Source organism: Nocardia arseniciresistens (genome assembly GCF_046764875.1).
Lineage (GTDB): Bacteria > Actinomycetota > Actinomycetes > Mycobacteriales > Mycobacteriaceae > Nocardia > Nocardia arseniciresistens.
The window spans coordinates 94,302-119,785 of record NZ_JBKORD010000021.1 but is presented as its reverse complement, the minus strand read 5'-3'; the positions used below and the strand labels follow the sequence as shown (position 1 = coordinate 119,785).

Annotated in this window: 21 protein-coding genes; 10 read left to right on the top strand and 11 right to left on the bottom strand. The window is 65.0% G+C overall.

What is annotated here, in order from left to right:
- The first annotated feature begins 34 nt into the window (after window positions 1-34).
- The gene (locus ACLMAJ_RS32510; protein ID WP_412017702.1) at window positions 35-1,786 is read left to right on the top strand and encodes a hypothetical protein; all 1,752 of its coding nucleotides are present in this window, start codon (window positions 35-37) and stop codon (window positions 1,784-1,786) included.
- On the opposite strand, the gene ACLMAJ_RS32505 is transcribed toward ACLMAJ_RS32510, so the two are convergent.
- Window positions 1,756-3,339 carry a putative glycoside hydrolase gene (locus tag ACLMAJ_RS32505; protein ID WP_412017701.1) on the bottom strand — a complete coding sequence of 528 codons (1,584 nt, stop codon included), beginning with the start codon at window positions 3,337-3,339 and terminating at the stop codon, window positions 1,756-1,758. The two genes, ACLMAJ_RS32510 and ACLMAJ_RS32505, sit on opposite strands and share 31 nt — an antisense overlap.
- A 141-nt stretch (window positions 3,340-3,480) precedes the next feature.
- Between ACLMAJ_RS32505 and ACLMAJ_RS32500 the strand changes: the two genes are divergently transcribed.
- Window positions 3,481-4,437: a polysaccharide deacetylase family protein gene (locus ACLMAJ_RS32500; protein WP_412017700.1), complete on the top strand. Its 957-nt coding sequence runs from the start codon at window positions 3,481-3,483 to the stop codon at window positions 4,435-4,437.
- A gap of 40 nt (window positions 4,438-4,477) precedes the next feature.
- Here ACLMAJ_RS32500 and ACLMAJ_RS32495 read toward each other — a convergent pair whose 3' ends face one another.
- Entirely contained in the window at window positions 4,478-5,500 is a 1,023-nt protein-coding gene (locus ACLMAJ_RS32495; protein WP_412017699.1) for a zinc-dependent alcohol dehydrogenase family protein, read from the bottom strand.
- 100 nt (window positions 5,501-5,600) lie between these two features.
- Here ACLMAJ_RS32495 and ACLMAJ_RS32490 point away from each other — a divergent pair, with 100 nt between their 5' ends.
- Complete coding sequence (locus ACLMAJ_RS32490; protein WP_412017698.1) at window positions 5,601-6,482, top strand: helix-turn-helix transcriptional regulator; 882 nt, start codon at window positions 5,601-5,603, stop codon at window positions 6,480-6,482.
- A gap of 39 nt (window positions 6,483-6,521) precedes the next feature.
- Here ACLMAJ_RS32490 and ACLMAJ_RS32485 read toward each other — a convergent pair whose 3' ends face one another.
- The 3 genes from ACLMAJ_RS32485 to ACLMAJ_RS32475 form a co-directional block, all read right to left on the bottom strand.
- Window positions 6,522-7,013, bottom strand: a complete 492-nt coding sequence (locus tag ACLMAJ_RS32485; protein WP_412017697.1) for a protein kinase family protein — start codon at window positions 7,011-7,013, stop codon at window positions 6,522-6,524.
- A 581-nt stretch (window positions 7,014-7,594) separates the two neighbouring features.
- Window positions 7,595-11,095 carry an amino acid adenylation domain-containing protein gene (locus ACLMAJ_RS32480; RefSeq protein ID WP_412017696.1) on the bottom strand — a complete coding sequence of 1,167 codons (3,501 nt, stop codon included), beginning with the start codon at window positions 11,093-11,095 and terminating at the stop codon, window positions 7,595-7,597.
- A 263-nt stretch (window positions 11,096-11,358) separates the two neighbouring features.
- Window positions 11,359-12,822, bottom strand: coding sequence for an MFS transporter (locus ACLMAJ_RS32475; protein ID WP_412017695.1), 1,464 nt, complete (start codon window positions 12,820-12,822; stop codon window positions 11,359-11,361).
- 130 nt (window positions 12,823-12,952) lie between these two features.
- Between ACLMAJ_RS32475 and ACLMAJ_RS32470 the strand changes: the two genes are divergently transcribed.
- The 4 genes from ACLMAJ_RS32470 (at window position 12,953) to ACLMAJ_RS32455 (ending at window position 16,891) form a co-directional block, all read left to right on the top strand.
- Window positions 12,953-13,441: a MarR family winged helix-turn-helix transcriptional regulator gene (locus ACLMAJ_RS32470; protein WP_412017694.1), complete on the top strand. Its 489-nt coding sequence runs from the start codon at window positions 12,953-12,955 to the stop codon at window positions 13,439-13,441.
- Window positions 13,442-13,707: 266 nt separating this feature from the next.
- Window positions 13,708-15,204 carry an amino acid permease gene (locus tag ACLMAJ_RS32465; RefSeq protein ID WP_412017693.1) on the top strand — a complete coding sequence of 499 codons (1,497 nt, stop codon included), beginning with the start codon at window positions 13,708-13,710 and terminating at the stop codon, window positions 15,202-15,204.
- A 289-nt stretch (window positions 15,205-15,493) separates the two neighbouring features.
- Window positions 15,494-15,853 (top strand): hypothetical protein, encoded by a 360-nt coding sequence (locus ACLMAJ_RS32460; protein WP_412017692.1) that lies wholly within the window; start codon window positions 15,494-15,496, stop codon window positions 15,851-15,853.
- Between the two features lie 33 nt (window positions 15,854-15,886).
- Window positions 15,887-16,891, top strand: a complete 1,005-nt coding sequence (locus ACLMAJ_RS32455; RefSeq protein WP_412017691.1) for a protein kinase family protein — start codon at window positions 15,887-15,889, stop codon at window positions 16,889-16,891.
- A 109-nt stretch (window positions 16,892-17,000) separates the two neighbouring features.
- On the opposite strand, the gene ACLMAJ_RS32450 is transcribed toward ACLMAJ_RS32455, so the two are convergent.
- Window positions 17,001-18,245, bottom strand: a complete 1,245-nt coding sequence (locus ACLMAJ_RS32450) for a TetR/AcrR family transcriptional regulator (protein WP_412017690.1) — start codon at window positions 18,243-18,245, stop codon at window positions 17,001-17,003.
- A gap of 229 nt (window positions 18,246-18,474) precedes the next feature.
- Here ACLMAJ_RS32450 and ACLMAJ_RS32445 point away from each other — a divergent pair, with 229 nt between their 5' ends.
- Window positions 18,475-18,984 carry a mycothiol transferase gene (locus tag ACLMAJ_RS32445; RefSeq protein ID WP_412017689.1) on the top strand — a complete coding sequence of 170 codons (510 nt, stop codon included), beginning with the start codon at window positions 18,475-18,477 and terminating at the stop codon, window positions 18,982-18,984.
- A 92-nt stretch (window positions 18,985-19,076) separates the two neighbouring features.
- On the opposite strand, the gene ACLMAJ_RS32440 is transcribed toward ACLMAJ_RS32445, so the two are convergent.
- On the bottom strand, window positions 19,077-20,570 hold the full coding sequence (locus tag ACLMAJ_RS32440) for an FAD-dependent monooxygenase (protein ID WP_412017688.1): 1,494 nt from the start codon (window positions 20,568-20,570) through the stop codon (window positions 19,077-19,079).
- Window positions 20,571-20,639: 69 nt separating this feature from the next.
- Here ACLMAJ_RS32440 and ACLMAJ_RS32435 point away from each other — a divergent pair, with 69 nt between their 5' ends.
- A complete protein-coding gene (locus ACLMAJ_RS32435; RefSeq protein WP_412017687.1) occupies window positions 20,640-21,293 on the top strand; it encodes a TetR/AcrR family transcriptional regulator C-terminal domain-containing protein in 654 nt (217 codons plus the stop codon).
- Between the two features lie 4 nt (window positions 21,294-21,297).
- On the opposite strand, the gene ACLMAJ_RS32430 is transcribed toward ACLMAJ_RS32435, so the two are convergent.
- The 4 genes from ACLMAJ_RS32430 to ACLMAJ_RS32415 all read right to left on the bottom strand — a co-directional run bounded on the left by ACLMAJ_RS32430 (window position 21,298) and on the right by ACLMAJ_RS32415 (window position 24,299).
- On the bottom strand, window positions 21,298-21,756 hold the full coding sequence (locus tag ACLMAJ_RS32430) for an aggregation-promoting factor C-terminal-like domain-containing protein (RefSeq protein ID WP_412017686.1): 459 nt from the start codon (window positions 21,754-21,756) through the stop codon (window positions 21,298-21,300).
- Window positions 21,757-21,861: 105 nt separating this feature from the next.
- Window positions 21,862-22,782, bottom strand: coding sequence for a class A beta-lactamase (gene bla / locus ACLMAJ_RS32425; protein WP_412017685.1), 921 nt, complete (start codon window positions 22,780-22,782; stop codon window positions 21,862-21,864).
- 242 nt (window positions 22,783-23,024) lie between these two features.
- Window positions 23,025-23,588 carry a DUF6968 family protein gene (locus tag ACLMAJ_RS32420; RefSeq protein ID WP_412017684.1) on the bottom strand — a complete coding sequence of 188 codons (564 nt, stop codon included), beginning with the start codon at window positions 23,586-23,588 and terminating at the stop codon, window positions 23,025-23,027.
- A 69-nt stretch (window positions 23,589-23,657) separates the two neighbouring features.
- Window positions 23,658-24,299 (bottom strand): hypothetical protein, encoded by a 642-nt coding sequence (locus ACLMAJ_RS32415; RefSeq protein WP_412017683.1) that lies wholly within the window; start codon window positions 24,297-24,299, stop codon window positions 23,658-23,660.
- 200 nt (window positions 24,300-24,499) lie between these two features.
- Here ACLMAJ_RS32415 and ACLMAJ_RS32410 point away from each other — a divergent pair, with 200 nt between their 5' ends.
- Entirely contained in the window at window positions 24,500-25,483 is a 984-nt protein-coding gene (locus ACLMAJ_RS32410) for an aldo/keto reductase (RefSeq protein ID WP_412017682.1), read from the top strand.
- The last annotated feature ends 1 nt before the right edge of the window (window position 25,484 follow it).

Below are 25,484 nucleotides of genomic sequence, written 5' to 3'. Positions count from 1 at the left end.
ATGCTGTGATCGACTCGTCGTGGGGGACCAGGAGATGGCTGTGGATTACTACGATCTGGGGAAGTACGCGCGACCGGTGACGGCCGCGTCGGCTGCCGCGCAGCGGTGGTTCGACCGGGGTCTGATCTGGACCTATGCGTTCAATCATGAAGAAGCCGTTCGGTGCTTCTCCAGGGCTTTGGACGAAGATCCCGGTTGTGCGATGGCCTATTGGGGCCTGGCCTATGCGCTGGGGCCCAACTACAACAAGCCGTGGGAGTTCTTCGACGAGACGGAGTTGGCCGACACCGTCGCGCGCACTTTCGATGCGACGCGCAGGGCGGGCGAGCTCGTGGATTCCGTCACGCCGGTCGAGCGGGCGATCATCGAGTCACTTGCTGCGCGCTACCAGCGCAATCGGCCCGATGCCGACAGCTCGGCGTGGAACCGCGACTATGCCGAGGCGATGCGTGCGGTCTATGAGCGGTTCCCGGACGACATCGACGTAGCGGCGTTGTTCGCCGATGCCTTGATGAACATGACCCCGTGGGGCCTGTGGAACCAGCACACCGGCGAACCCGGCGACGGCGCACACACTTTGGAGACCAAGGCGGTGCTGGAGCGGGCGCTGCGCGGCGAAGCGGGCCGGGCGCATCCCGGCGTGCTGCATATGTACATCCACCTAATGGAGATGTCCGCGACGCCGGAGGACGCGCTCGCGGCGGCAGATCGGCTGCGCGGGCTGGTGCCCGATGCCGGACATCTCCAGCACATGCCCTCGCACATCGACGTGCTGTGCGGTGATTACCGGGCAGTGGTGTCGTCGAACTCGGCGGCCATCGTCGCGGACCGGAAATATGTGCGACAGGCGGGCGAGATCAACTTCTACACGCTCTACCGCGCCCACAACTATCACTTCAAGGTTTATGGCGCGATGTTTCTCGGTCAGTCCGAAGTAGCGCTGAAAACTGTTTCACAGCTGGAGAACTCGGTTCCGGAAGAACTGCTGCGCGTGACTGAGCCGCCGATGGCCGACTGGCTGGAGGGCTTCTTGTCGATGCGGGTGCACGTCCTCATCAGGTTCGGTGAGTGGGCCGAGATCATCGACCTCCCGCTCCCGAAAGACCAGGACCTGTACTGCGTCAGCACCACGATGCTGCACTACGCCAAGGGTGTCGCCTTCGCGGCGACCGATAACCTCACGCAGGCACACGAACAGCAGCGGCTCTTCCTCGCCGCGCTCGACCGGGTCCCGGAAACCAGGACGCTGTTCAACAACACCTGCCGCGACATTCTCGCCGTCGCCTCGGCCATGTTGGAAGGCGAACTCGAGTACCGAAAAGGCAACTACGACAGCGCGTTCGCTGCTCTGCGCCGCTCGATCGAGCTCGACGATCACCTGCCCTACGACGAGCCGTGGGGCTGGATGCAGCCGACAAGGCACGCCTACGGTGCGCTGCTGCTGGAACAGGGCCAGGTAGCGGAGGCCGAAGCCGTCTACCGCGCCGACCTCGGCATCGACAACAGCCTCCCGCGTGCCGCGCAGCATCCCGCGAACGTATGGAGCCTGCACGGATATCACGAATGCCTGGTACGCCTCGGCAAGACCGGCGAAGCCCGGATCATCGCCCAACAGCTGAAACTGGCTGCCGCCGTGGCGGATGTCCCGATCGAGGCTTCGTGCTGCTGCCGGTTGTCGGCGGCCGCGGACGAAAGCCACGGCCTCGACAGGTCTGGATGCGGCGAGGCCGGACGAGACCCGAGTTCCGGCAGCGATCAGTTCGGCGTGATCGCCCAGGAGTGGTAGCGCGTCGCCGCATTCCAGAGGAAGAAGCTGCTGTCTCCCGCGGCCGCCGCGGCGTCGATCTGGGCTCGGACCTCGTCGTCGCCGTAGTTCACCCCGAGGCTGAAATCCTGCAACCAGGGGATGACCTCGGCGTGGGTGCCCTCGGTCTGTCTGTTGAAGTCCGCCAGCGAGCGGAACACGATGTCGTAGGGCTGCGAGTTCGGGTTCGCGACCTCGTATTCGCCGGAGTTCCAGTGCGACGGGTAGAGCATCGGTGCCACGTAGTCGACGTACTCGGCGATCAGTGGAATGTCCTGCGCGATCTCGTCGGGTCGGGTCGAGGCGATGCCGAAGACCGCGGCCCCCAGATGAGCGCCCTTGTCCCGCACCGGGTCACGACTCTCGTGCAAGAACTCCGCGATGGACACGCTGGGTGTGGTGGTCGAACCGCGGAACTGCATCTGCGACAAGGCGCCGTCCGGACGCCGGACATAGTCGTACATGATCCCGTCGAAGCCGAGTCCCGCCGCTTCCGCCGCGAGATCGATGTTGTACTTGCGGATCTCGGGATTGGCGAAGTTGGTGAACGCGATCGCGCCGTAGTGACTGGAATACGGCAGGCCGGAAGGGTTCTGAACGACCCAGTCCTGATGTCCTTCGCGCCAGGCCCATTGCGCCATCGTCGGGTCACGGAACGCCACAATCCGGCCGACCACGCTCAGATTCATTTCGTGCAGCTGCCGCAATGCGGCACCAGCGTCGTAGATCCCCGCGGCGGCACCCGACTGTCGTGCGAGCGGTACCTGGGAGTCGTAGCCGACAACGCCGTCCTCGTCCTTGATGTCGAGTTGGACGGTGTTGATGCGCCCCTCGCGCGCCATGTCGAGCACGGCCTCGCGCAGACCCTCGTGCATCCACGCATACGCGGTCACATGCACCGCCTTGATCCGAGGTACCTCGACTGCGGCGGGAATTGCCGTGGTCGACCTATTGCCCGCTGCGTCCACGGCGATCAGGTCGGCACCGACCGGGGCGCGCGGCAAGGTGATCTCGAAGGAGCCGTCCGCCGCGGTCGGCGCCGACTGTGCGCCGACCGTCACGTGGTCGGCTCCGGTTGCCTTGCCGCGCAGCATGACCGGCTGCCGATAGGACGATACGCTCGCAGGCCGGCTCAGCTGCACCGTCGGCGGCTCGGTGTCCACGGTGAATGTTCTCGAGGCCCCCGGCCCGGCCTTCAGGAACCCGAACAGTCCGCCGGATCGGATCTCGGCGGTGAACCTGTGGGCTCCGTCGGGCAGGTTTCCCGGACGGTAGATCACCACGTTGTCCGCGACCTCGCCGGTGACTGTCTTGCCGTCGAGCTCGAGGTGTATGTCATTCGGGTTGTGGCCTGTTGCGTCCACCCGCAGCTCCAGCGCGTCCAAGGCCGTCGCTCCGAGAATGCCTTCCGGGAGTCCGGTCAGCGTCGAACCCTCGGGTTCCGCCCGGAGCGCACCGATGGTTACCGAAGCGACGAGAATTGATAAAACTGCGATAACCGCTATTGCCAGCAGTCGGCGTCGTCCTGTAGGCAAGACCGGTTTATTCAACGCGCACACCAGCTTTCGTTTGTCGCTTTCTCCCACTATCCACCCTGCAAATACCTGCCGCCACGTAATGTGAGATCGGTGCCGAGGAATGCGTGTCGCATCGCGATCAGTGTTTCCTTGTCCGCCTTGGCATTCGCCGCTTGCGGAACACCCAAGGATACTGTCGCCGCTATTGTCGAAACCGCGTCACCGCCCGCCACGACGAGCGCGATCCCCGACCCGGCCGCGGTCGCGGCGAACGAGCTCGGCCTGGTGCCGGTCCTCATGTACCACCAGCTGACACCGTCGCCGGCGAGCGAATACGACCAAACCCCAGAGGAATTCCGCCTCGAACTCGAACGTCTCCACCACGAGAACTATCGCCCGGTCACCGCCGCCGACTACCTCTCCGGCCGAATCGACCTGCCCGCGGGCACCCACCCGGTAGTGCTCACCTTCGACGACTCGACCCGTAGCCAGCTGCGTTTTGCCGATGACGGAAAGGTTGTGTCGGACACCGCAATCGGCATTCTCAACGACTTCGCCGCTCGCAACCCGGATTTCGAGCCCCGAGCCACCTTCTACGTCAACAACGAGCCCTTCGGCAACGACTCGCGAGCACTACCCTGGCTGGCCGAACACGGATACGAGATCGGTGCCCACACCGCATCCCACGCCGACCTCGCGAGCCTGGACGCCACCGGCGTGCAGCGCGAGCTCGTGGAGAACGTGCGCGTCATCAAATCCGCGGCGCCCCGAAATGATCTGCGCACCATGGCACTGCCGTTGGGCGTCTTCCCGACAGACCACGCACTGGCCACCGAGGGCAGCTGGGACGGCACCCCCTACAAGTTCGACGCGGTAATGCTGGTCGGCGCGCAACCCGCTCCGTCCCCCTTCGGTGAAATCGACCGATGGGCAATCCCACGGATCCGCTCCGGCAATGGCGAGGTCCCCTTCGACTCGGCCTACTGGCTCGATCGACTAGCCGAGAACCCTGATCAGCGCTACACCGCCGACGGCGATCCGAATACGGTCAGCTTCCCTAAAAGCCTGGCAGGAGAACTGGGTTCAGCACAATCACTACACACCAACGCCTACTGAATCCGCCGCGCTGATTCGCGGCTCGGTGTCGCGCGAATGCTCATTTCATTCGCACCACGATCTTGCCGAACGGCCCGCGCTCGAGATGATCGAGCGCGGCGGGCAGGTCGGACAGCGAGTATTCGCCCCCGATCACCGGTCTGATGCCAGTGCGATCGATCGCATGCACGAAATCCTCCAATGCCCGTCGATGGCCGACCTGGATGCCCTCGATTGTCAGTTTCTTGCGGGCCAGGTCTGACATCTGACCAGAGATCTCGTAGCCCCCCAGGATGCCGACCAGTGACACTCGACCACAGACGGCCGCAGCCTCCAGCGAGCGGGCGAGGTGCGCGCCGCCCACAACCTCGAGGATGTGGTCGGCTCCCCGGTCACTGGTGAGGGTGTAAACGGCCTCGACCCAGTCCTGCGAGATCCGGTTTATCCCGTGGGTAGCGCCGAGCTCCTGCACCCGGGCCAGTTTGGCGTCGTCGCCCGAGATCACGATCACCTCCGCGCCGTGTGCTGCGGCGATCTGCATGCCGAACAGCGCGACACCTCCGGTGCCCTGGACCACGACAGTATGCCCGGCCCGGACGTGACCACGCTCGGCGAGCGCGGTCCAAGCGGTGAGGCCGGCCATGGGCAGTGTGCTCGCTTCGGCGTCGCTGACGCTCTCGGGAGCGTGCACGGCCCAGTTCTGTTCGAGCACAACATATTCCGTGAGAACGCCCGGGTAGTGGCCGCTTCCGAGGGCCTCGGGGCCGCCGAGTCGCGCGTCGCCGGGACCGGGGCCGTCGATCCAGTCGGGCAGGCACGTGGAGATCACCCGGTGTCCCGGCTCGAATCGGTTGACGCCGGTGCCGATGTCGGTCACCACGCCCGCCATATCCGAGCCGGGGACAAAGGGACGGTGCGCCGGGAAGATCATCGTGAGGCCTTCGTCGATGGCCAGGCGGTCGCGGTAGTTCAGAGCGACTGCCGAGACCTCGACGAGAATTTCGCCGGGCCCCGGCTCGGGGATCGGCCCTTCGGCAAGCCTGAGGTTGGTGCGGCCGCTGACATCCATGGTCCAGAACTTCATAGCTCCACGCTCGCGCCTCACACTCGTGGCGGCTACACCCTGGCTTGCCTAGCACTCGCAGGGGTAGGCAGTCATCGCGCGACCGGGGGAAGATCGGATCATGGAAGACGGCACGAGACTCGGTGACTTTCTGCGCAGCCGCCGTAGTCGGCTCACACCCGAGGACGTGGGCATCACGTCCTACGGTGCGCGTCGCGTGCCCGGGCTGCGGCGCGAAGAGCTCGCCCAGCTCGCAGGTGTGAGCGTCACCTACTACACGCGGCTCGAGCAAGGCCAGAGCAACCGGGCCTCCGAGTCCGTCATCGAGGCCCTCGCCCGCGCCCTCGCAATGAGCGAAGACGAGCGGGCGTATCTGCACAACCTGGCCAGACCGGCCCCGGAAAAGCCGCGCAAGCCCACGAAGCCCGCGAGGGTACGCCGCAGCACCCGCCAGCTCATCGAGGCCGTGACCGAGATTCCAGCCGTCGTTCTCGGCATGCGCAGCGAGGTACTCGCATGGAACACCCTCGGCCATCTATTGCTGGCCGGGCATCTCGACGCGGAAACACCCGACCGCCCGTCCGACCGCCCGAACCTGATCAGGATGCTGTTCCTCGACCCCCACCACCGCGATCTATACCCGCGCTGGGACGACGCGGCGTCCTGTGCGGTGGCGTCACTCAGGTTGATGGTCAGCCGGCATCGGGACGACAGTGAACTGGCCGTGCTGATCGGCGAACTGACGATGAACAGCGCGGAGTTCGCTGCACTGTGGTCGAAGCATCCGGTCGCCAACCATGCGTCGGGCACCCGCCACCTGCACCACCCCGAGGTCGGCGAGCTCACGGTCGAATTGGAAACCATGCAGTTGTCGGACGACCCGGATCATCGCATCCTGATGTACAGCGCCGCACCAGGAAGCCCATCGCACGCCGCGTTTCAACTCCTGCACCGCAAGTTCGCCGGTGCGAAGCAACTGCTGCGCGTCGCACCCGAGGCCTGACCGAACCATCCACGCCCAGAGGTTCGGGTCGGCAGTCAACTATTGGCTGTCGAGCCGCCCGTGTTTCGTGACCCGCAGGATATCCGGCCATTCGCGCCCGGTGATTTTGCCGAGAGACTGGATCTCGTGCAGTCGAGCTAACGCTCCGTTGATGGCCTTGTCGCTCAACTCGAGGTCTGACAGTGCTGCCCGCAGATCTTCCGGATGTACGGCCCTGACCGCGTCGAGCACGCTCTTGTCCAGGTCTTTGTGTTGGAACGCCTTCACGAAATCGGACCGGATGCCGTATTTCGGATCCGGTTCCTCCGGAAAGGTCAAACCGTGGTCGATCGCGATCACGTCACCATTGTGTGCGGTCCGATAGTTGTCCAAGTGTCGGTCGGTATTGGCCATGATGTAGTCGAGGACCGCCATCTGTTGTCGCTGCACCTTCGGATATTCCGTGATTCTGAACTTTCCGTCGATAGAGTCGACTATCTGCTGCACCGACCCTTCGCCGCATGGGCCATCGATGAGTCCGGTGGGTGGCACGCGGCCGAATCCTAGTAGCTGATCGAGGCGGTACGCTGCGACTTCGCGGTGGGTAAGCGAGCCGGGAACGGCTGGAATCCCGTCCCGGAAATACCCTTCCCCCGCATTCGGTTTGTAGATGTTTTCGCTATCGTCTGTCGAGCGGAGGAGATAATGACCACGAGGTCGTCCGAGGGGAAGATACGGACGATTCCGGTATAGTGCCGCCGTTTCCGGATGCTCCAGGACCCGCATGCGCATTCGCAGTTCGCCTGCGGGCGGCGAGTAGGCAGGTCGGGGCTCGCCCGCCGACTCGTTGTGTCGCAGCCAGCCGCGAGCCCTGTTGATTTCGCCCGCACTCCCATGATCGACGACTGCTGCGCGCCTTGCGAACTCATTCAGATGGTGGATAGTAGGCCGATAGAAACGGCCATCTATCGTGTCGCTTGCGTTCGTCAGCAAATCGACCGCATGCCGAGCCGCTGCGGTGATCGTCCTTCCTATATCGGTGGCCACGAACAATCTTCTTCGGCGTCTGTGCGCAGACTGGGTCGCGCAGGTTTCCAAGTGGCGCTGACGAAGCGCCGTGCTGGCTCGTCGAGCTACCGCGGGGGTTCGGAGACCTGATCGGCCCGCAGCTGCACCGCCGTCGGCGCCGTGTACGACGGCAGCGCCCGAGATACCGGCCGCCGCGCGGTCTCGATCTCGCCGTGCTCGCGCACCTTCACTTGAAAGTCGCTGCGCCCGAGGTAATCCAATGCGCCGCGCGCGGTCAAGCGCACCAAGTCACCGGTCCGATACATCCGATCGCCCGGTCCGCCCATGGGGTTGGCGACGAAACGGCCCGCGGTCAGGCCGTGGGCCCTGTGGTAGCCGCGGGCGAGTTGGGCTCCGGCCAAATAGAGTTCACCCACCGCGCCGACCGGCACCGGTCGCAGCCGAGCATCGAGGACGAAGCTCTGGGAGTTGCTTTCCGGTGCGCCGATCGGTACTCGGGTCGACGTCAGATCGGTGGGCCCTACCCGGTGATGAGTGATGCTCACCGCCGCTTCCGTCGGACCGTACATGTTGTGCAGTTCGGCGCCGCACACGGTGGTGAACGCCCGCGCGGTCTCCGGCGGCAGCGCCTCGCCGATGACGAAAACCGCACGCAGTGAGGTCGATTCGGTGGCCGGGACGTGTGCTGCGAACATCGAGAGCATAGCGGGGGCGAAATCGGTGAGCGTGACCCGATGTGCGGCGATCAGCTTGCCCAACGCCGCGGGGTCGGGGTGCTCACCAGGTCCGGCGAGCAGCAGTCGAGCGCCGGCGCGCAGCGGCAGGAAGTAGCCCCACAGCGACACGTCGAAGGTCGCGGGTGTCTTCAGCAGATAGGTGTCGGCGGTGCCGACCCGGTACTGCTGTTGCATCCAGGCAAGCTGGTTGACGATCGCCTCGTGGCTGACCACAACACCTTTCAGGCTGTCGGTGCAGCCGGATGTGTAGATCAGGTAGGCGGGGTGGTCGCCGCGCAACGGTGCGAGGCGCTCGGTGTCGAGCAGTGGATCGGGATCGAGCTGCGAAAGATCGAGGATGTCGACGGCGTGCGCGGCGGCAACCGTGAACGCGTCACCGCTGGTGGTCAATACGCACCGGGGCGCGGCGGATTCGAGCACCGAGCGGATCTGTTCGGCCGGATGATCCGGATCGATCGGCACCCAGGCCCCGCCCGCTTCGGCGATCGCGCAGAGCGCGACGACCTGATCTATCGACCTGCGCATGGCCACCGCGACAAAGGTGTCCGGGCCGATGCCTTGCTGAATCAGCCAGCGGGCCAGCCGGTTACACCGGTCTTGCAGCTGTATGTAGGTCACCGCGTCGGATCCGCAGAGTACGGCAGGGGCCTGTGGCGTTGCCGCGGCGTGCCGCCACAGCGCCGCCGTCAGGGATTCCTTTTCGACCGAGAGGTCGGGTCCGGCGGACCAAAATCGGATCCGTCGCTGTTCGAGCGGGTCCATGATGTCGATATCGCCGACCGCGGCAACCGGATCGGCGGCCACCTGCCGCAGGATGCGCAGGTAGCTGCCGAGGAGCCTGCGCACCGTTGTCTCGTCGAAAAGGTCGGTGGCATAGACGAATCGGATGATGACCGGCCCGGGTGTTCCGTCGTCTTCATGAGTGTCGTCGACGACAATGTGCAGGTCGGTCTTCGCCGTCCTGGTATCCGCGTCGTAGGGGGAGAAGGAAAGCCCGGACCGCTCGAAATTCGCCTCGCCGAAGTTCTGAAACGCGAAACCGACCTGATACAGCGGATGTCGGCCGGGGGACCGGACCGGGCTGACGGCATCGACGACGTCTTCGAACGGCGCCTCGGAGTGCGCGAAGTTCACCAGGTCCCGATCGCGGGTTCTGGAAAGCAGGTCCGCGAAGCTTTCGGCGGGATCGATCATGGTGCGCGACACTGTGGTGTTGCCGAACGTGCCGACGACGTCCCCGAGCGCGGTCTCGGCGCGATTGGTCATCGGCACCCCGATGGCGATCTCGGTGCCGCCGGACATCCTGGCGAGCAGGACGGCCAACGCCGTCCGCATCACCATGAACAGGGTTGCCCGATGGGTTCGTGCGACAGCGAGCAGCTCGGTGTGCAGCGCCGCGGGCACGGTTCGCTGTTCCTCTGCGCCACGCAGCGATGCCACCGGCTGGCGTGGACGGTCGGTCGGTAGGCCGAGGTCGTCGGGCAGCTCCGCCAGCTCGCGCACCGCATCAGGGTGTTCCCGCCGGTGTGGGCCCTCGTCGTCTGCCGGATACATCGTGCGCGGCGCCTCGTGCCGCTCGACGGTGTCGGCGAACGCTCGGTCGTCGGTGCGGCCGAGATATTCGAGGCTGCCGCCCGTGGTCCAGCGGACAAGGTCGCCGGTCCGATACATCCTCGAGCCGGGCCCGCCGTGCGGTTCGGCCGGGAAATGCTGTGCGGTCAGGCCCGCGCGACCGTGGTAGCCGCGGGCGATGGCGGGACCGGAGATATACAGCTCGCCTGCGACGCCCGCGTCGCAGGGGCGCAGCCGCCGGTCGAGCACCCACAGGCATATGCCGGGCACGGCAGCACCGATAGTCACCGGTGTCTCGGGCGACAGCGGCGAGCTGATGGTTGCCACGATGGTGGATTCGATCGGCCCGTAGGCATTCCAGAATTGCCTGCCGGCTACCGCCCAGCGCCCGACGAGCGCAGGCGGGCACGGCTCGCCACCGACAATGATCGCCCGCAGCAGATCCAGTCCGTCCGGATCGACCGAGGCCAGTGCCGAAGGGGTGAGGAAAGCATGGGTGACCTGGTGTCGTGCCAGGAAGTCGGCCAGAGCGGCACCGCTGTCGATCGAAGGCGGCGCGATCACCATGGTGGCGGCGGAGCCGATGGCGAGCAGCAGCTCCAATATCGACGCATCGAAGCCGGGTGAGGCGAAATGCAAGGTTCGCGCGGCGGCGGACAGCGAATGCCGTGCGGTGAGGTCGGCGCAGAGGGTGGCGAGTCCGGCATGGGTGACCGCGACACCTTTGGCCGCGCCGGTGGAGCCGGATGTGTAGATCAGGTAGGCCGGATTCGTGTCACGTGTCGGTGCTCGCCGGTCGAGGTAGGAAATGGGAGTCGGCGATTGCGCCGAAACCTGTGCGTCGAACTCGGAGGCATCCATGGCGAGCCACTGGATTTCGCCGGGCAGGGTGGCGGTGTACTGCTGACGGGTCAGGCCGGTCTCGGCGCCGCAGTCGGCCACCTGAAATGCGATCTGCTCGGACGAGAAGTCCGGATCGATCGGCACGAATGTGGCACCCGTCTTGGCGACGGCCCACACCGCGAGCACGGAATCGATCGACCGCGCAAGTGCCACCGCGACAGGGATTTCCGGGCCGATTCCCATCGCCAGCAAAACTCTGGCCAGCTGTGATGAGCGTTCGTCGAGGGCGCGATAGGTCAGCGTGTCGTTTTCGCACTGCACCGCGATGCCATCCGGATTATGCTCGACGGCCGCGGCGAGCAGAGCCGCAAGAGTCGGCGCGTTCGACGGGTAACTCCGACGTGAACGTCCGCGGCGCGAAGACGAGGATGCCTGCCGGGTACTACGGGTCAAGTTCTCGTCCTGCCGCGCGATATGAACAAGCGGGCCCGATGCTATTACGCGGCAACCTTTTTCGCCACCGGTGGGAAGGTCGATCAGGCAGCGTGACCAGTCGAGTCCGTCGGCGCTCGGCGCTCGGCGCTCGGCGGTCCCTGGCTTGTCGGCTTCGGACACCGGCCACCCGGTTGCCGAAACCGACGTCGTCTGTACGGGTTCGGGCACCCGCGTAGACGACGTCGGCTCTGGTGAGCCCGATCCAGGGGCGCACCTTGTCGTCAGGCCCGGGAAGCGACCTTCTCGATAGGGTCGGTCGAGGAGTCGATGGGGGTGGGGCTGGTCCGCCGATACGGGATGGCCGCGGTGATGGCTGCCGCGACCAGGGCGACACCGCAGCCGATCAGCAGGCCGGTGCGGAAGCCGTTCTCCGACGGCAGCGTGTGGCCGCCGAACTGGATGCTCATCTGGGACAAGACCATGCCGACCACCGCGGCGGCGAACGAGGTGCCGATGGAGCGCATCAGGGTGTTGAAGCTGTTGGCCGCGGCCGTCTCCGATTGCGGTACCGCACTCATGATGAGGGCGGGTATCGCGCCGTAGCCGAGGCCGACGCCCGCGTTGCAGATGAGGGTCACCACCAGCAGGCCCCAGGTGGAACCGAGCAGCGGTATGGAGGACGCGTAACCGAGGGCGATGACAAGGCATCCGGTAAGCAGGGTGACCTTGGGTCCGCGTGCGGCCGAAAGACGGGCGCCCAGTGGCGAAACGAGCATCATCATCAGACCGGCGGGGGCCATCCACAGGCCCATCGCCAGCATCGACTGGCCGAGGCCGTATCCGGTGGCCTCGGGCAGTTGCAGCAGCTGCGGCAGGATCAGTGCCTGGGCATACATGGCGAAGCCGACCACGACCGATGCCGCGTTGGTCAGCAGTACCTGCGGTCGCACGGTGACGCGCAGATCGACCAGTGGATCGGGAGTGTGCAGCTCCCACCACCCCCACGCCGCGAGTGCGACGATCGCCGCCGCGAACAATCCGAGAATGGTGCCGCTGGCCCAGCCCCAGGTCGCGCCCTTGGATATCGCGATGAGCAAGCACACCAGTCCGATACCGAGCCCGAGCGCGCCGAGGAAATCGAAACGGCCGGCCGATTCCTTGGCCGCGGTGCCGGGGATGAACAACCAGATCAGCGCGGCGACCATAGCGCCGAGGACCGCGGCCGCCCAGAACAGCACATGCCAGCTGGTGTTCTGGGCGACGGCCGCGGAAATCGGCAGTCCGAGCGCACCGCCGATGCCGAGCGAGGAGCTCATCAGGGCGATGGACGAGCCGAGGCGCTCGGGAGGCAGCAGATCGCGAAGCGCGCTGATGCCGAGCGGCACGATGCCCACGCCCATCCCTTGTAGCCCACGCCCGATGACCATCGGCGCCACCGAGGCTGCCATGGCGCAGACCGCCGATCCCGCGATGAGCGGCACACACGAGAGCAGCAGCATTCGCCGCTTGCCATACATATCGCCGAGCCTGCCCGCGATCGGGGTGAACACCGCTGCCGAAAGCAAGGTCGCGGTGATCACCCACGACGCGTTGGATGCGCTGGTGTTCAACAGTTTCGGCAGGTCGCCGATCAGGGGAACCACGATCGTCTGCATGAGTGCCGCGACTATGCCCGCGGCCGCGAGCACGCTGAGGATGCCGCCCGGTCGTGTGGTTGGCGAGTGCCTGTCCACGCATTTCTCCATCTCATCAGGAAGAGCAGTAGGTGTGTACGATACACATCGCATGTAATATACACACTGCATGTGTCATGCACGTCGTGCGTGATATACCTGCTGTCGAACGGCCCTTGCTCGCATCGACAGAAGGATCAGGATGGACAAGCCCACGCATGTGATCGAGTTCGAGACCATGCTGCTCGGGCGCTACAGCCTCTCGTCCCGGCGCGGCCGTCTTCGCCTGGAACGCAGCGCGTACACGCTGCTCAGCCGGTTGAGCGGGGAAGGTCCGATGTCCATCGGTCAGCTCAGCGACGCCTTGGGTCTGGAGGCATCCACACTTCGTCGGCAAACCGCCGCGATGATGCGCGACGGACTCATCGACCGCATCCCCGACCCCGACGGCGGCATGGCCCGCCGGTTCCGCGTGACCTCCGAAGGCGAGCAACGGCTCGACAGCGACCGCGCCGACAGCGTGCGTGCCCTCGACGTCATCATGGCGAACTGGTCCCCCGAAGACGTCGCCACCTTCGCCGCCTACCTCGAGCGATTCAATACCGACATCGAGCACTACCACGGTCGTCCGTGGCCGCGCCTCGCGCCTTCGGCGCTGCCGGACCGACAAGGTCAACGGTCTCCTGGATAGCAGACTCATTCGGCAGCCTGTCGACGGTCGAGCTTCGGTCGGAGGGTGACTCGCCTACCGCCCTGACGTCGTATAAAGCTTCATGCCAGTATCGAGCGTACCGATATGCAGCGGCTAGATTGTCGAGTTCGAGTCGTTGGATGTCCGCCGATGAAAGTCTTTGCTGGAAGTAGGAATTCGCTTGAAATCCGCATACCCATTGAGTGTGCCGTTAACTAGCGGTACATTCATGAGCGATTCGATCGCTCGGGTGAAGGACTCCCATTATGACCGCAGCTCGTCCCGCTGAAAACTCGCAGGCGACAGGTCTGTTGCAGACCGAGGACATTGGTTATCGCAAGAGCCTCCGGCCGCGCCAAGTGCACATGATCGCCATCGGTGGCGTCATCGGCACGGGTCTGTTCCTCGGTGCGGGAAGCCGACTGGTGGGCGCGGGCCCTGGCCTGTTCATCGTGTACGCGGTGTGTGGAATTTTCACCTTCTTGATTCTGCGGGCCCTCGGTGAACTGGTGATGCACCGTCCGTCGTCGGGGTCCTTCGTGTCCTACGCACGTGAATTCTTCGGCGAGAAGTACGCATTCGGTATCGGCTGGATGTACTTCTTCCACTGGTGCATGACCGGAATTGTCGACATCACCGCCATAGCCACCTATTGCCGTTACTGGCAAGCCTTTCAGGGACTTCCGCAGTGGGTGATCGCCTTCATCGCCTTGGCGCTGGTGCTGTGCGTCAACATGGTGTCGGTGCGATGGTTCGGTGAGCTGGAGTTCTGGGTCGCGCTTGTGAAAGTTGTTGCGCTGGTGACATTCCTGGTGGTCGGAACCGTCTTCGTGGTCGGCCGGTTTCGGGTTCAGGGCGGGGAAACCGGCTTCGGTGTCGTCGAGCACAGCGGTGGATTGTTCCCCACCGGGGTGCTGCCTCTCGTAATGGTCACTACAGGTGTGGTTTTCGCCTATGCCGGTGTGGAACTGGTCGGCACGGCGGCAGGGGAGGCCAAGGATACGGCCAAGATGATGCCGCGCGCGATCAACTCGGTCATCGCCCGAATATCGTTGTTCTACGTGGGATCGTTGATCCTGCTCGCCCTCCTGCTGCCTTACACCGCCTTCAAGGCGGGCGAGAGCCCCTTCGTGACGTTCTTCTCGAAGCTCGGCTTCGGCGGCGCCGCGGCTCTGATGAACGTGGTGGTGCTGACGGCAGCGTTCTCCAGCCTCAACGCCGGGTTCTACTCCACCGGCCGGATCCTGCGGTCGATGTCGTCGAATGGCAGCGCGCCCGCGATCGCGTCCAGGATGTCCGCCAGTGGCGTGCCCTTCGTCGGGATTCTGGCGGCCGGTGTGGTGGCGCTGTTCGGCGTCGTACTCAACGCCGTCATGCCGGGGAAAGCGTTCGAGGTCGTACTGAACGTGTCGGCCCTCGGCACCATCACCTGCTGGGCGGTGATCGTGCTCAGCCAGCTCCAGCTGTGGCGCTGGTCGCGCACCGGACGAGCCGAGCGACCAGCGTTCCGACTACCGGGATCCCCGTACACCGGTATCGCCACACTCATGTTCCTCGCCGGAGTCGTTGTGCTGATGGCAACCAACAGCGACGAGGTCCAACGGTGGGCAGTGCTCACCACAGTGCTCGTCTTGGCCCCAGCCCTCACCGTCGGCTGGTTCGTGGCCCGCACGAAGGTCGTGAGCATCGCCCGGCTCCGTGCGGGATTCACCGGTCTGCTCCCGGTGGTCCCCGACCGTCCGCGCGCCGACTACGAGGATTGACAAGCGCCGCAACGCAATTCGGTCACCGGATGGATTTGGCTCTATTCGCCCCTGTCCATGCCTGGCACCCGCACCCGTGCCTGGCATCCGCACCCGTGCCTGGCACCTGCACCTGCACCCGTGCCTCGCGCCCGCGCACGTCGCGCCCGCGCACGTCGCGCCCGCGCCGACGGAGCGGTATCAATGTCTTGAAACATACTGAATAGTTTGCTTGGATCGTGTAGAGGTCTGGTCCAATAGAGGGCGATCGTGGATCGTAGGTGGGGGCGACGTCGAGAAGGTGAGGGCCATGGCCGAGGAGAGTCCGACGCTGATGGTTCTGTATGACCTCGGTTCATCGGAGCGGCAACGGGTCGCGGAGTTCCGGTTGGCCGCCACCGGTTGTGCGACACTCACTGTGATCGAGCCTGCGGGATGTCCACTTGCCGAAGAGTGGTTCGACCGTGGCGTCGAGATATTGCACACGGCACAATATGTCATGCCTGACGACGGCCGTGCCTTCATGCGTGCCCTGCTGCAGCCTTTCGGGATGAGCTATTACCGGCTGGTCGACGAAAGTTCCGGAGAATCCGGCAATCCGGTGACTCCATCGCCGTGGGCGGGCGCTCGAAAACAAAGGCCGGACGAGGCCGTGCCGGAAACAACTTAGTTGACCGGGAGTTTCGGCCCTTTTATGCGCAGCGTGACCAAAAAGGTCGCTGACGCTACTGGAGATATGAGTCAAGCTATCCACCGCTCTTACGAGGGCTCAATTCGTACCTTAAATCTTGGCACCCGGACTATCCGGACAGCCGATGGGCGAATTGCGGACACGTTTGATCAGGAAATCAACCGCACAACGCGGGTAGCGCATCCGAGGCGGGTCGACAGGGAGCGGGACTGGGGATACCAGCGGAGCGCGGTTGAAGAGAATATGGCAGCACGCCGTTTGACGGATAACCTCGAGCAGCCCGAAGATATGAGGGACGATATCGGTAAGAGCACCACCCATGTCGAGCTCGTCGGGTCCGACGACGGTGAATCGAATATCTACAAACCGATACGCGGTGAGGATGGTTCGGACGAGATTTACGAGCAGTACATGAAGCAGCCAGGTGCCCTGACCAGTAGGGAAATCGCGGCCTATCGCCTCGACGAGCATCTCGGATTCGGCAGGATCCCGCCGACGGCCATGACGGAAGGTCGGATTTTCAACGGCAAACCGCGCGGTCGTGGAATGATACAGCAATTCGTGAAATCCACATTCGGACGGAAGTATATCAAGGCGTATCCCGAGGTTCAGCAACAGCAGATGGCCGTCCTCGACTATGTGATGGGAAACTGGGACCGCCATGCCGGGAACTATCGATCGGTAGACCGTGATCATCACTTGGATGTCGTTGCCATCGACCACGGTCGATCTTTTCCGGAATCACATAGACCTCTCGATATCAAAGTTCGGTCCGAGTTTGTCGCTGCACATAAAGGGAAAACGCTCGACGAGGACATCTTGCGCAGTATCCGCGACGTAGACCAGGATCGGCTCCGTGCTGGCCTGGGCGATGCAGGTCTGAGCAGCCATGCCATTGATGGAGCGCTCGAGAGACTGAATCAGATCAAAAATACCGGTATGATCCCCGAGAGCACCAATATATTGCGGATGCCCGGTCAAACGGTGCCAATAGCTGAGATAGCCAAGCAAACCTAGATGTGAACGCCGTGAGGCGCCGTGGATTCGGGCTCTCACCCGCCTCAGATCTTGTTCTCCGCTTCCCGCCGGTAGGCAAGAACTGCAATACGGGCGGCCCGCTCCTGTGCTACGTAGATTTTTCGGGGGCTCCCATGCGACGGCCTACCGGTCCATCGCCGGCATCGCCGGCGATCTTCAACAGACGCGCGCCGATGTCCAGCAGCGCCGCATCGACACCGGGGTGGGCTCGCAGATGGGGCATGAGCGCGACGTCGTTCATCATGGTCTGCACTGCCTGCACCCGGATGCGGGCGCTGACCGGATCCCAGTCGGGGTGTACCCGGGTGGCCAGATGCACCCACTCCGCGATGTAGGAGTGCTGCGCCGCCCTGGCCCGGTGCCGGTCGGCGTCGGGCAGATGCATGGATTCCGAGACGAGCAGTTGGACCAGATCGGGGTTCTCGAAGACGAACGTGCTGTAGCTGCGCAGCAGGCGGTGCAAGCCGTCGCGGGCGTCCGTGGCGTGAGTGAAGGCGCGGTTCATCTCCATCTGCATCCACTCGTCGCCGCGAAACATCGCGGCGACAAGGATGTCGGTTTTGGCGGGGAAATGGTTGTAGACGCTCGGACCGGAGATGCCGACACCGGCGCCGATGTCCTCCATGCTCACGCCCGCGAATCCATTCCTGGCGAACAGGCGCGTCGCCTCCGCGAGGATGGCCTCGCGCCGAGACCGGCGCTCGAGCGCCCCGGTGCGTGCGGTGCGGTCGGCAGCGCGGTCGGGCAGGTCGATCGGTGCGTCGACGATGGTCGTGGCGAGTTCCTCGATCAACGTGCTGAACTCGGGTTCCGGAAGCGAAAGACTATGAAAAGAAAGGCCGTTGCCGATCGCGAGTGCACACCATGCCAGCAGATCGGACTCCGTGGCGTTGAGCTCCGGCCTGCGTTCACCATTCAGTTCGGCGAACCGTGCGCCGATGCGTTCGGTCGTCACGCGGATGGCCGCGCGATCATCGACCGACAGCTGGCGCGACTCGCGGCGTACCAGCACGCCGATCCGTCTGTTCTCGAGGGCTGCCGCCACCACTGTCGTGATGAGGGTCTCGGCGGTGGCCGAGGCCAGTACGCCGTCCAAGGTGGTGAGTGCCTCGTTGACGACGGTTGCCAGCAGGTCCTGCTTGCCACGGAAATGCCGATACAACGCCGAGGGCCCGATGGCGACTGCCTCGGCGACATCGCCCATGCCGACCTTGGCGTATCCCTTTTCGTAGAAGAGATCTGCCGCCGCACGCAGAATCAGCTGCCGCCGATTCGCGGGCCGGGTGCCGCGGACGGGGTCGCTGAGCGTGCGCCCGTCCGACCCGCTCACCATGCCCGTTCGCCTCCGATCGTCCCCTTGCCGCGAGCGTGTGATGCTACCTCCACAGGGTGCTGTTGCTCACGTCCTGGCGATAGTCATTTTCCGGCCCCAGGGTTCCGCACGACGATCACCTTTGGGATTGATGCCGATGCGATTCGCTCGGGATGTGCTGAAGGCTGCGGCGGCCACCATCGGATGTGAGTAGCGTCGAACGCACCACATCGAGGATGGAGCCGACAGGATGACCAGTGCCGACGTGCTGACCGACGCCTACGAGCGGATCAAGGAGGTGGTACACGAGGCCGTGGACGGGCTCGGCGCGGACGACCTCGCGTATCGAATCGATAAGAGCGCCAACTCGATCGCCTGGCTGGTCTGGCACCTGACGCGCGTGCAGGACGACCACATCGCCGATGTAGCGGCCGTGGAGCAGGTGTGGACCGCGCAGGGCTGGTACGAGCGGTTCGGTCTGCCCGTCGCCCGGCTAGCGATCGGCTACGGTGACAGCTCCGATAACGTGGCCGCCATCCTCGCTCCCGCCGAGCTGCTCACCGGCTATTACGACGCCGTTCACGAGCAGACGCTGCGGTTCGTCCGAGGTCTGACCGACGACGACCTCGGCCGGATCGTCGACACGAGATGGAACCCACCGGTGACCCTCAGCGTGCGGCTGGTGAGTGTGATCTCCGACGATCTACAACATGCGGGCCAGGCCGCATACGTCCGGGGCATCATCGAGCGGGCGAAGTAGGTCAGAGGGATCGCCTCGGGTGCAACGACTTTCGGTATCGGTCTGACCTGCGTACGGGACGGAGCGGGCCGATGCCGCGTCGTTCCGTCGTACTATGCGGCCGGGTGTCGAGCCGGAGCGCCGATCCAGGTGCTGAGTGCGTCGGTCAATCCGGCGGCGGTCGGTTCGTCGGTGGCCCAGGCGACGTAGCCATCGGGGCGAAGGAGTACCGCGACGGGGTTCGGAATGTCGCCGACGCCGGGAATGGTCCAGCGGTCGGTGCGGCTTGCCGCGCTGACGATCTCGATCCGGTCCCGCCACTGCGGCACCGTGGGAACGTCGTTTCCGTCGAGTACCAACAGGACTGGGCGACCGGTGCGCAGAAGCGCGTGGATTCGGGTGTCGCCGTCGGAGGTGGCCAGGTCGGCGTCGGGGACGCGACGTCCGGCCAGCGGGTGATCGCCCTTGGTGTCGTAGCGGATGTCGAGAGCGGTGATCATCAGGCCGAGGCGCTGTCGGACCTGGTCCATGTCGATCAGGTCGCTCATGACCTCGCGCAGCGCATCGGTGTGCGCGCCCGGGCGCATCAGCGCGGTCTGGGCCCTGGTGTTGTGCAGGACGCGGGCCGCGATGGGGTGGCGCTCGGCTTCATAGGTGTCGAGTAGTTCGTCGGATGCGTTGCCGCGCAGGGTGGCAGCGAGTTTCCAGCCGAGGTTGACCGCGTCCTGCACGCCCAGATTCTGGCCCTGACCACCTGCCGGGTAATGGATGTGGGCGGCGTCTCCTGCCAGGAAGACCCGGCCGACGCGGTAGCGGTCGGCTTGACGGGCCGCGTCGCCGTAGTGCGTTACCCAGCGGGGGCTGTGCATGCCGAAGTCGGTGCCCGCGAGCTCGACGAAGTTGGCACGGAAGTCCTCGAAGGTCAGTTTTGTGCCACGTCCGAGGACAACGTCGTGCCGTTGCACGACCAGCCGGTACCAGCCGGGCTCGAACTGGACCACCGAGAAGTCGCCCGCGACGCTGCGGTGGGCGAAGAAGGGCTGCGCCGGCGGATCGGTCAGTTCGACGTCGGCGATCATTCCGGTCGCCGTCGCGTCTGTCCCGACGAACTCGATACCGGCGAGTTTGCGGACCGAGCTGCGGCCGCCGTCGCAGCCGACGAGGTAGGAGGCGCGGATCCGGCGGGGGATGGCACCGCCGACCTCGACCTCCACGCCCTTCGCGTCCTGCCGAAATCCGACTACGGGCGAATCCCATTGCGCGGATGCACCCAATTCTGTTGTGTGCCCCTCTAGTTCGCGCTCGACGACCGACTGGAGGACGGCGAGCATGTAGGGGTAGCGGGTGTTGAAGTCGTTGAAGTCCAGTGGCAGTCCGCCGAAGTGTCCGGACTGCATGGTGCGGCCCTTCGGGAGCAGGCCATCGAGCAGCCCGCGCTGGTCGAGGATCTCCATGGTGCGGGCGTGGATGCCGCCCGCGCGGGATTCGCCGGTGCGCGCCGGAAGTCCGTCGAGCAGCGCCACCTCGAGCCCGGCCAGGCGCAGTTCGTAGGCCAGCATCAGGCCGGTCGGTCCCGCGCCGGCGATCACTACATCGGTCGTTTCCATGACCGTCTCCTTAACGTTGTTAAATGCTTAACGCTGTTAAGGAGACCAGAACATTGTTAAGCTGTCAATATGAAGCTCGATGCCGCCGCCATCGCCGATGCCGCGCTTGGCCTACTCGATGAGGTCGGACTCGACGGGCTGACCATGCGCAAGGTGGCCGCTGCACTGAATGTGCAAGCGCCCGCGCTGTATTGGCATGTAAAGAACAAGCGCGAACTGCTCGACGCGATGGCGCGGGCGGTGTTCGTCGCCGCCGTCGCGGGCGTCGAAGCGCCGAGGAAGGGAGAGACCTGGCAGGAGTGGGTGATCGCGCTCGCCGGGCGGTTACGTGGGGCGATGCTGAACTATCGGGACGGTGCAAAGGTGCTGGCGGGCACCTACATCAGTGACGAAGCCATGTGGCGCACCGTCGAATTGACACTGCGCACCTTCGAAGACGCGGGTTTCTCCCGCACCGAGGCAGGCGGCGTCTTCCCGATCATGCTGCACTACACCGTCGGCTTCGTCATCGAGGAGCAATCTCGCACCGACACTGAGTACGCCGATGCCAACCCCTACGAGTCCGATCGCCTCGAACAAGCCATCGACGCCGACCGCTACCCTCGGACCGCGCAATTGGTGACCGAACTCTTCGCCGCCGATTTCGACAAGGAGTTCGATCACGGCCTGCGCGTCATCCTCGCCGGAATCCTCGCCACCCGATCGGTCCCCGAGCCTTCGTGACGCGTCAGTACCAGTGGTGTTCTTGCCAGAATGCCCACGCGCCCGCGGGGCCGCCGTACGCCTTGTTCATGTAGTCGTAGGTCCAACGGATTTGGGTCACCGGATTGAACGGCCAGTCGACGCCGTGGCTGAACATCTTCTGCGGCGGCAGGGCTTGGCCGAGCCCGTACGCGCCGCTGCTGGGGTTGATCGCCAAGAAGTCCCAACCGCTTTCGCGCATGATGACGTTGTCGAATGCCCAGAAATCGTTGAGCGGCACAATCGTCATCGCTAGGAGTCTTGTGCTCGCGCGGACGGGCCAGAGACTGGACCCGACAACATGCTTCTCCGGGAAGTCCGATGGCGCCGCGGAATTCGCCTGTGGGACTGCCGCATCGAATTCCGTGGGTGTGGCGGTGGCGGGAGCGACACCGATGGCGAGTGCGCACAAGGCCGCCGCGGCAGCCGCGAGGACGTGGGGCATGACGTGCTCCTTTCGCATCCAAAGGTTGAGCTTTGAAGCTGATGGCACACAGTCAGCAAATCATTGGTTAGCGGCGCAGCACCGCATCCACCTCGGAGTGTCGAATTACCTCAGCATTTCGACGCCGATCGTGGCTGCCTCGGCGACCAGGGGGTTATCTGCTTGGGCGCCGCTGGTGGAATGGGTTGTCAGGACCGCGATGACGATCGGTGCGGGGCTGCCGGTCGGCCAGGTGATGGCTACGTCGTTGGCTGATCCGAATGCGCCGGTGCCGGTCTTGTCGCCGGTTTTCCAGTCGGTCGGCAGGCCTGCGCGGATGCGGCTGCCGCCGGTGCTGCTCGCGAGCAGCCACGCTGTGAGCTGTTGACGCTCCGGTGCCGCGAGCGCGTCGCCGACGGTGATGGCCCGATAGTCGGCGGCGATGGCCGCGGGGGTCGTGGTGTCCTGCTCGTCACCGGGGATGGCGTTGTTGAGGACCGGTTCCCAGCGGTCGAGCCGCGTGACCTGGTCGCCGATGGACCGGACGAACCGCGTAAGTCCCTGCGGGCCACCGAGAAGCTTCAGCAGCTCATTGCCCGCGGCGTTGTCGCTCTTGGTGATCGCCGCGTCGCACAATTCCGACACCGACATGCCGCTCTCGATTCGCGTACCGGTGACCGCCGAGCCCTCGGCGGCCGCGACATCCGCTGCGGTGAAGTGAATGATCTGATCGAAATACCCTGTGTCGAGCGGATGTTCGCGCAGCAGTGCCGCGCATGCGAGGGTCTTGAATGTCGACAACATCGGGAACCGCTCGTCTCGGCGGTAGCCGACGCTCTTTCCCGAGCCGGTGTCGATCGTGAAAATTCCCAGTCGCGCCTGGTGTTGCTGCTCGACGCCCGCAAACCGGGTATCGGAGGACTGGACGGCGGGCGAGGGGGCCGGGTCGGTGGATGTGCTCCCGCACGCGCCGACCATCGGCATCATCGCTACCGCGAGCACGGCGACCCTCGAGCGGACGGGCGTGCTCCTGCTGATCTGTGTCATGCGGGCACCACACCATAGAGCTGGTACGGCTGTCCAAGACCAAAAGGTGCGAGAACCGATATGTGCGTCGATATCGTTGCACTACGCAGTCACGGCAGGGTGTCGCCGGTGCCGCTGTTAATCCCGGCCAATTCGCAGGTGTGGCACCGGATGCACTGCTCGCGCTGGTTGTCGCGCTCGCGCCGCTGCACGACGCGGAGGGCAACGTCGCGGTCGAAGGTCTGCGGAAAGGTTGTCTCCGGTCAGGTGATCCGGCTGACCGGCCAGTCGTGCGGCAGATCCAGCCAGGCGCCGATCATGCGAAGTGCGGTGAGCAGGGCCTGTACTCCGTCCAAACCGGAGGCGGCGCTGTGATGTCTGCCGTCGATGCGGAAAGGGCACAGATAGAACTGGTCGTCGTCGGCTTGGACCGGTCGGCCGATGGTGATGGTGTGCGGACTTTCGCGGATGGTCAGCGTCCGGATGGCGAGCAGTTCGCCCAGCTCGTAATCCGCTCCGGCGATGGTCGCGTTCCGGTGCCGTGGCTGGCCGGGAAATCCGAGATCGGCGGGGCCCACCGTGGTGAATTCCGAGCCGTCCTTGTTCGTGCGGTCGAGCACGGCCCCGATCTCGACGAGGGCGCTGTAGAGCGCCGCGAGGGTGTCTACCCCGCCCGCTACGGCTAAGCCGCGGCCCTGGATCCAGAACCAGCACGCGGCGCCGCCCGAACTTGCCGCGGGGCGCGGCCTGCCGACCTCGATCAGCACGGAGTGGTCGCCGTCGGTCACGGTTCTGGTCGCGATTACATCGCCGATCTCGCTTCGCATAGTCTTCTCCAACATGGCATTCGACATCCGAGGGTGACACCATGATTCACCCTCGACGCGGTGTCGAAGTCAGGACAATCGGCTGATGGGCCAGTCCTGCGGCAAGTGCAGCCGCGTTCCGATCGTGCGGATCGCGGTGAGCAGCACTTCGATTTCGTCCGCCCCGGAAACGATTTCGGTCCGATGTCCGCTCGAGTGCACATTGCACCGATAGGAATCTCGGTTCGGCCCGAGATAGGGGCGACCGATGATGATCGAGAGCGGTCCATCGGGGCCGGGCAGTGTGCGGGCCGCGAGCAGACTCTGCGCTGTCTGGGCTGCGCCGATCGGGTGCGGCTCGGCGCGGATCGCCTCGGCAGGAAAGTCTCGGCTCGTCGGGTCGGCGCAGTCGAAGTCCGCGCCGCCACGGTTCGCCTCGGCGAGCTCGTCGGCGATGGCCACGAACGCTCGATACAACGCCGCGATCGAGTCGGAGCCGTGCACCGCCGCGACGCCGATTCCTTGAATGCGCAAGCCGCACACCACCCCGATGGTGTCGGTGGCCAGGCGTGGCATACCGACTTCGATCGTGACGGGCTCGCCGCCGTTGGAGATGGTGCGTGATGCGATCACCCCGAAGATCGGTGGCCGCGGCACATCGATGTGCTGTTGGTCCGCGCGCACGGAGGGCGCGGTCGTCTGGCCCCGTGCTCGTGGTTGCATCACTGTCATACCTACGCCATTACCCGTTCTATGCAACGGCCTAACCCGTTCTGTGCAACAACCTGACGTGTGCAGGCCAACAGTCGACCACCGCTCAGGGGCCGCTTGACATGGAGTGCACTCCAAGTCGTAGCGTCGGGTATCGATAACTGTTACCGGACCTGCCGAAAGACCATCGCATCCGGCGTGCTGAAGGAGGAGATCCCCACATGATCCCGACCAGGAAACTCGGCGAGCTGACCGTGAGCGCACAGGGGCTCGGCTGCATGGGCATGAGCCAGGCCTACGGCGTGCGCGACAATGACGACGAGTCCATCGCCACTATTCACCGCGCGCTCGAGCTGGGCGTGACGTTGCTCGACACCGCCGATGTCTATGGGCCCCACACCAATGAGCGACTGGTCGGACGTGCGATCGCCGATCGCCGCGATCAGGTGGTGCTGGCGACCAAATTCGGCATCGTGTGGGGCGAGGGCGGATCTATGGGGGCTCGCGGGGACGCCGGTTACGTCAAGCAGAGCTGCGATGAGTCGCTGGCCCGGCTCGGCGTCGACCACATCGACCTCTACTACCAGCATCGGGTGGATCCGAACGTTCCCGTCGAGGAGACCTGGGGCGCGCTGTCGGAACTGGTTGCCGCGGGCAAGGTGCGGTACCTCGGCATCTCCGAGGCGTCGGCGGCGACCATCCGCCGCGCACACGCGGTGCACCCGGTGACCGCGCTGCAGAGCGAGTGGTCGCTGTGGACCCGCGACATCGAGGCCGAGGTGCTGCCGACCTGCCGCGAACTGGGCATCGGCATCGTGCCGTTCTCCCCACTCGGCCGCGGCTTCCTGACCGGCGCCATCACCTCCACCACCGAATTACCCGCCGACGACATGCGCCGCAACCTGCCGCGATTCGCCGAGGACAACCTGGACAGCAACCTGGCGATCGTCGCGGCGCTGCGCAAGCTGGCCGACGAAAAGGGCATCACCGCAGGCCAATTGGCTCTCGCATGGGTCCAGAGCCGGGGCGAGGACGTTGTACCCATCCCCGGCACCAAGCGCCGCACCTATCTCGAGGAAAACGTCGCGGCCGCCGAGATCACCTTGACCACAGAAGATCTCGCCCGCATCGATGCGGCCGCCCCGGCGACCGCATTCGCGGGCGCACGCTATCCGGAGCACCTCTCCCGGACTGTCGGGCGCTGAC

Bases quoted from the DNA above. Each gene is read 5' to 3' on its own strand.
- ACLMAJ_RS32440 (WP_412017688.1), bottom strand. From the start codon at position 20,570: ATGGAAACGACCGATGTAGTGATCGCCGGCGCGGGACCGACCGGCCTG.
- ACLMAJ_RS32470 (WP_412017694.1), top strand. From the start codon at position 12,953: ATGGACAAGCCCACGCATGTGATCGAGTTCGAGACCATGCTGCTCGGG.
- ACLMAJ_RS32420 (WP_412017684.1), bottom strand. From the start codon at position 23,588: ATGCGAAGCGAGATCGGCGATGTAATCGCGACCAGAACCGTGACCGAC.
- ACLMAJ_RS32410 (WP_412017682.1), top strand. From the start codon at position 24,500: ATGATCCCGACCAGGAAACTCGGCGAGCTGACCGTGAGCGCACAGGGG.
- ACLMAJ_RS32415 (WP_412017683.1), bottom strand. From the start codon at position 24,299: ATGACAGTGATGCAACCACGAGCACGGGGCCAGACGACCGCGCCCTCC.
- ACLMAJ_RS32510 (WP_412017702.1), top strand. From the start codon at position 35: ATGGCTGTGGATTACTACGATCTGGGGAAGTACGCGCGACCGGTGACG.
- ACLMAJ_RS32495 (WP_412017699.1), bottom strand. From the start codon at position 5,500: ATGAAGTTCTGGACCATGGATGTCAGCGGCCGCACCAACCTCAGGCTT.
- ACLMAJ_RS32465 (WP_412017693.1), top strand. From the start codon at position 13,708: ATGACCGCAGCTCGTCCCGCTGAAAACTCGCAGGCGACAGGTCTGTTG.
- ACLMAJ_RS32430 (WP_412017686.1), bottom strand. From the start codon at position 21,756: ATGCCCCACGTCCTCGCGGCTGCCGCGGCGGCCTTGTGCGCACTCGCC.
- ACLMAJ_RS32460 (WP_412017692.1), top strand. From the start codon at position 15,494: ATGGCCGAGGAGAGTCCGACGCTGATGGTTCTGTATGACCTCGGTTCA.
- ACLMAJ_RS32450 (WP_412017690.1), bottom strand. From the start codon at position 18,245: ATGGTGAGCGGGTCGGACGGGCGCACGCTCAGCGACCCCGTCCGCGGC.
- bla (WP_412017685.1), bottom strand. From the start codon at position 22,782: ATGACACAGATCAGCAGGAGCACGCCCGTCCGCTCGAGGGTCGCCGTG.
- ACLMAJ_RS32435 (WP_412017687.1), top strand. From the start codon at position 20,640: ATGAAGCTCGATGCCGCCGCCATCGCCGATGCCGCGCTTGGCCTACTC.
- ACLMAJ_RS32445 (WP_412017689.1), top strand. From the start codon at position 18,475: ATGACCAGTGCCGACGTGCTGACCGACGCCTACGAGCGGATCAAGGAG.
- ACLMAJ_RS32475 (WP_412017695.1), bottom strand. From the start codon at position 12,822: ATGGAGAAATGCGTGGACAGGCACTCGCCAACCACACGACCGGGCGGC.
- ACLMAJ_RS32490 (WP_412017698.1), top strand. From the start codon at position 5,601: ATGGAAGACGGCACGAGACTCGGTGACTTTCTGCGCAGCCGCCGTAGT.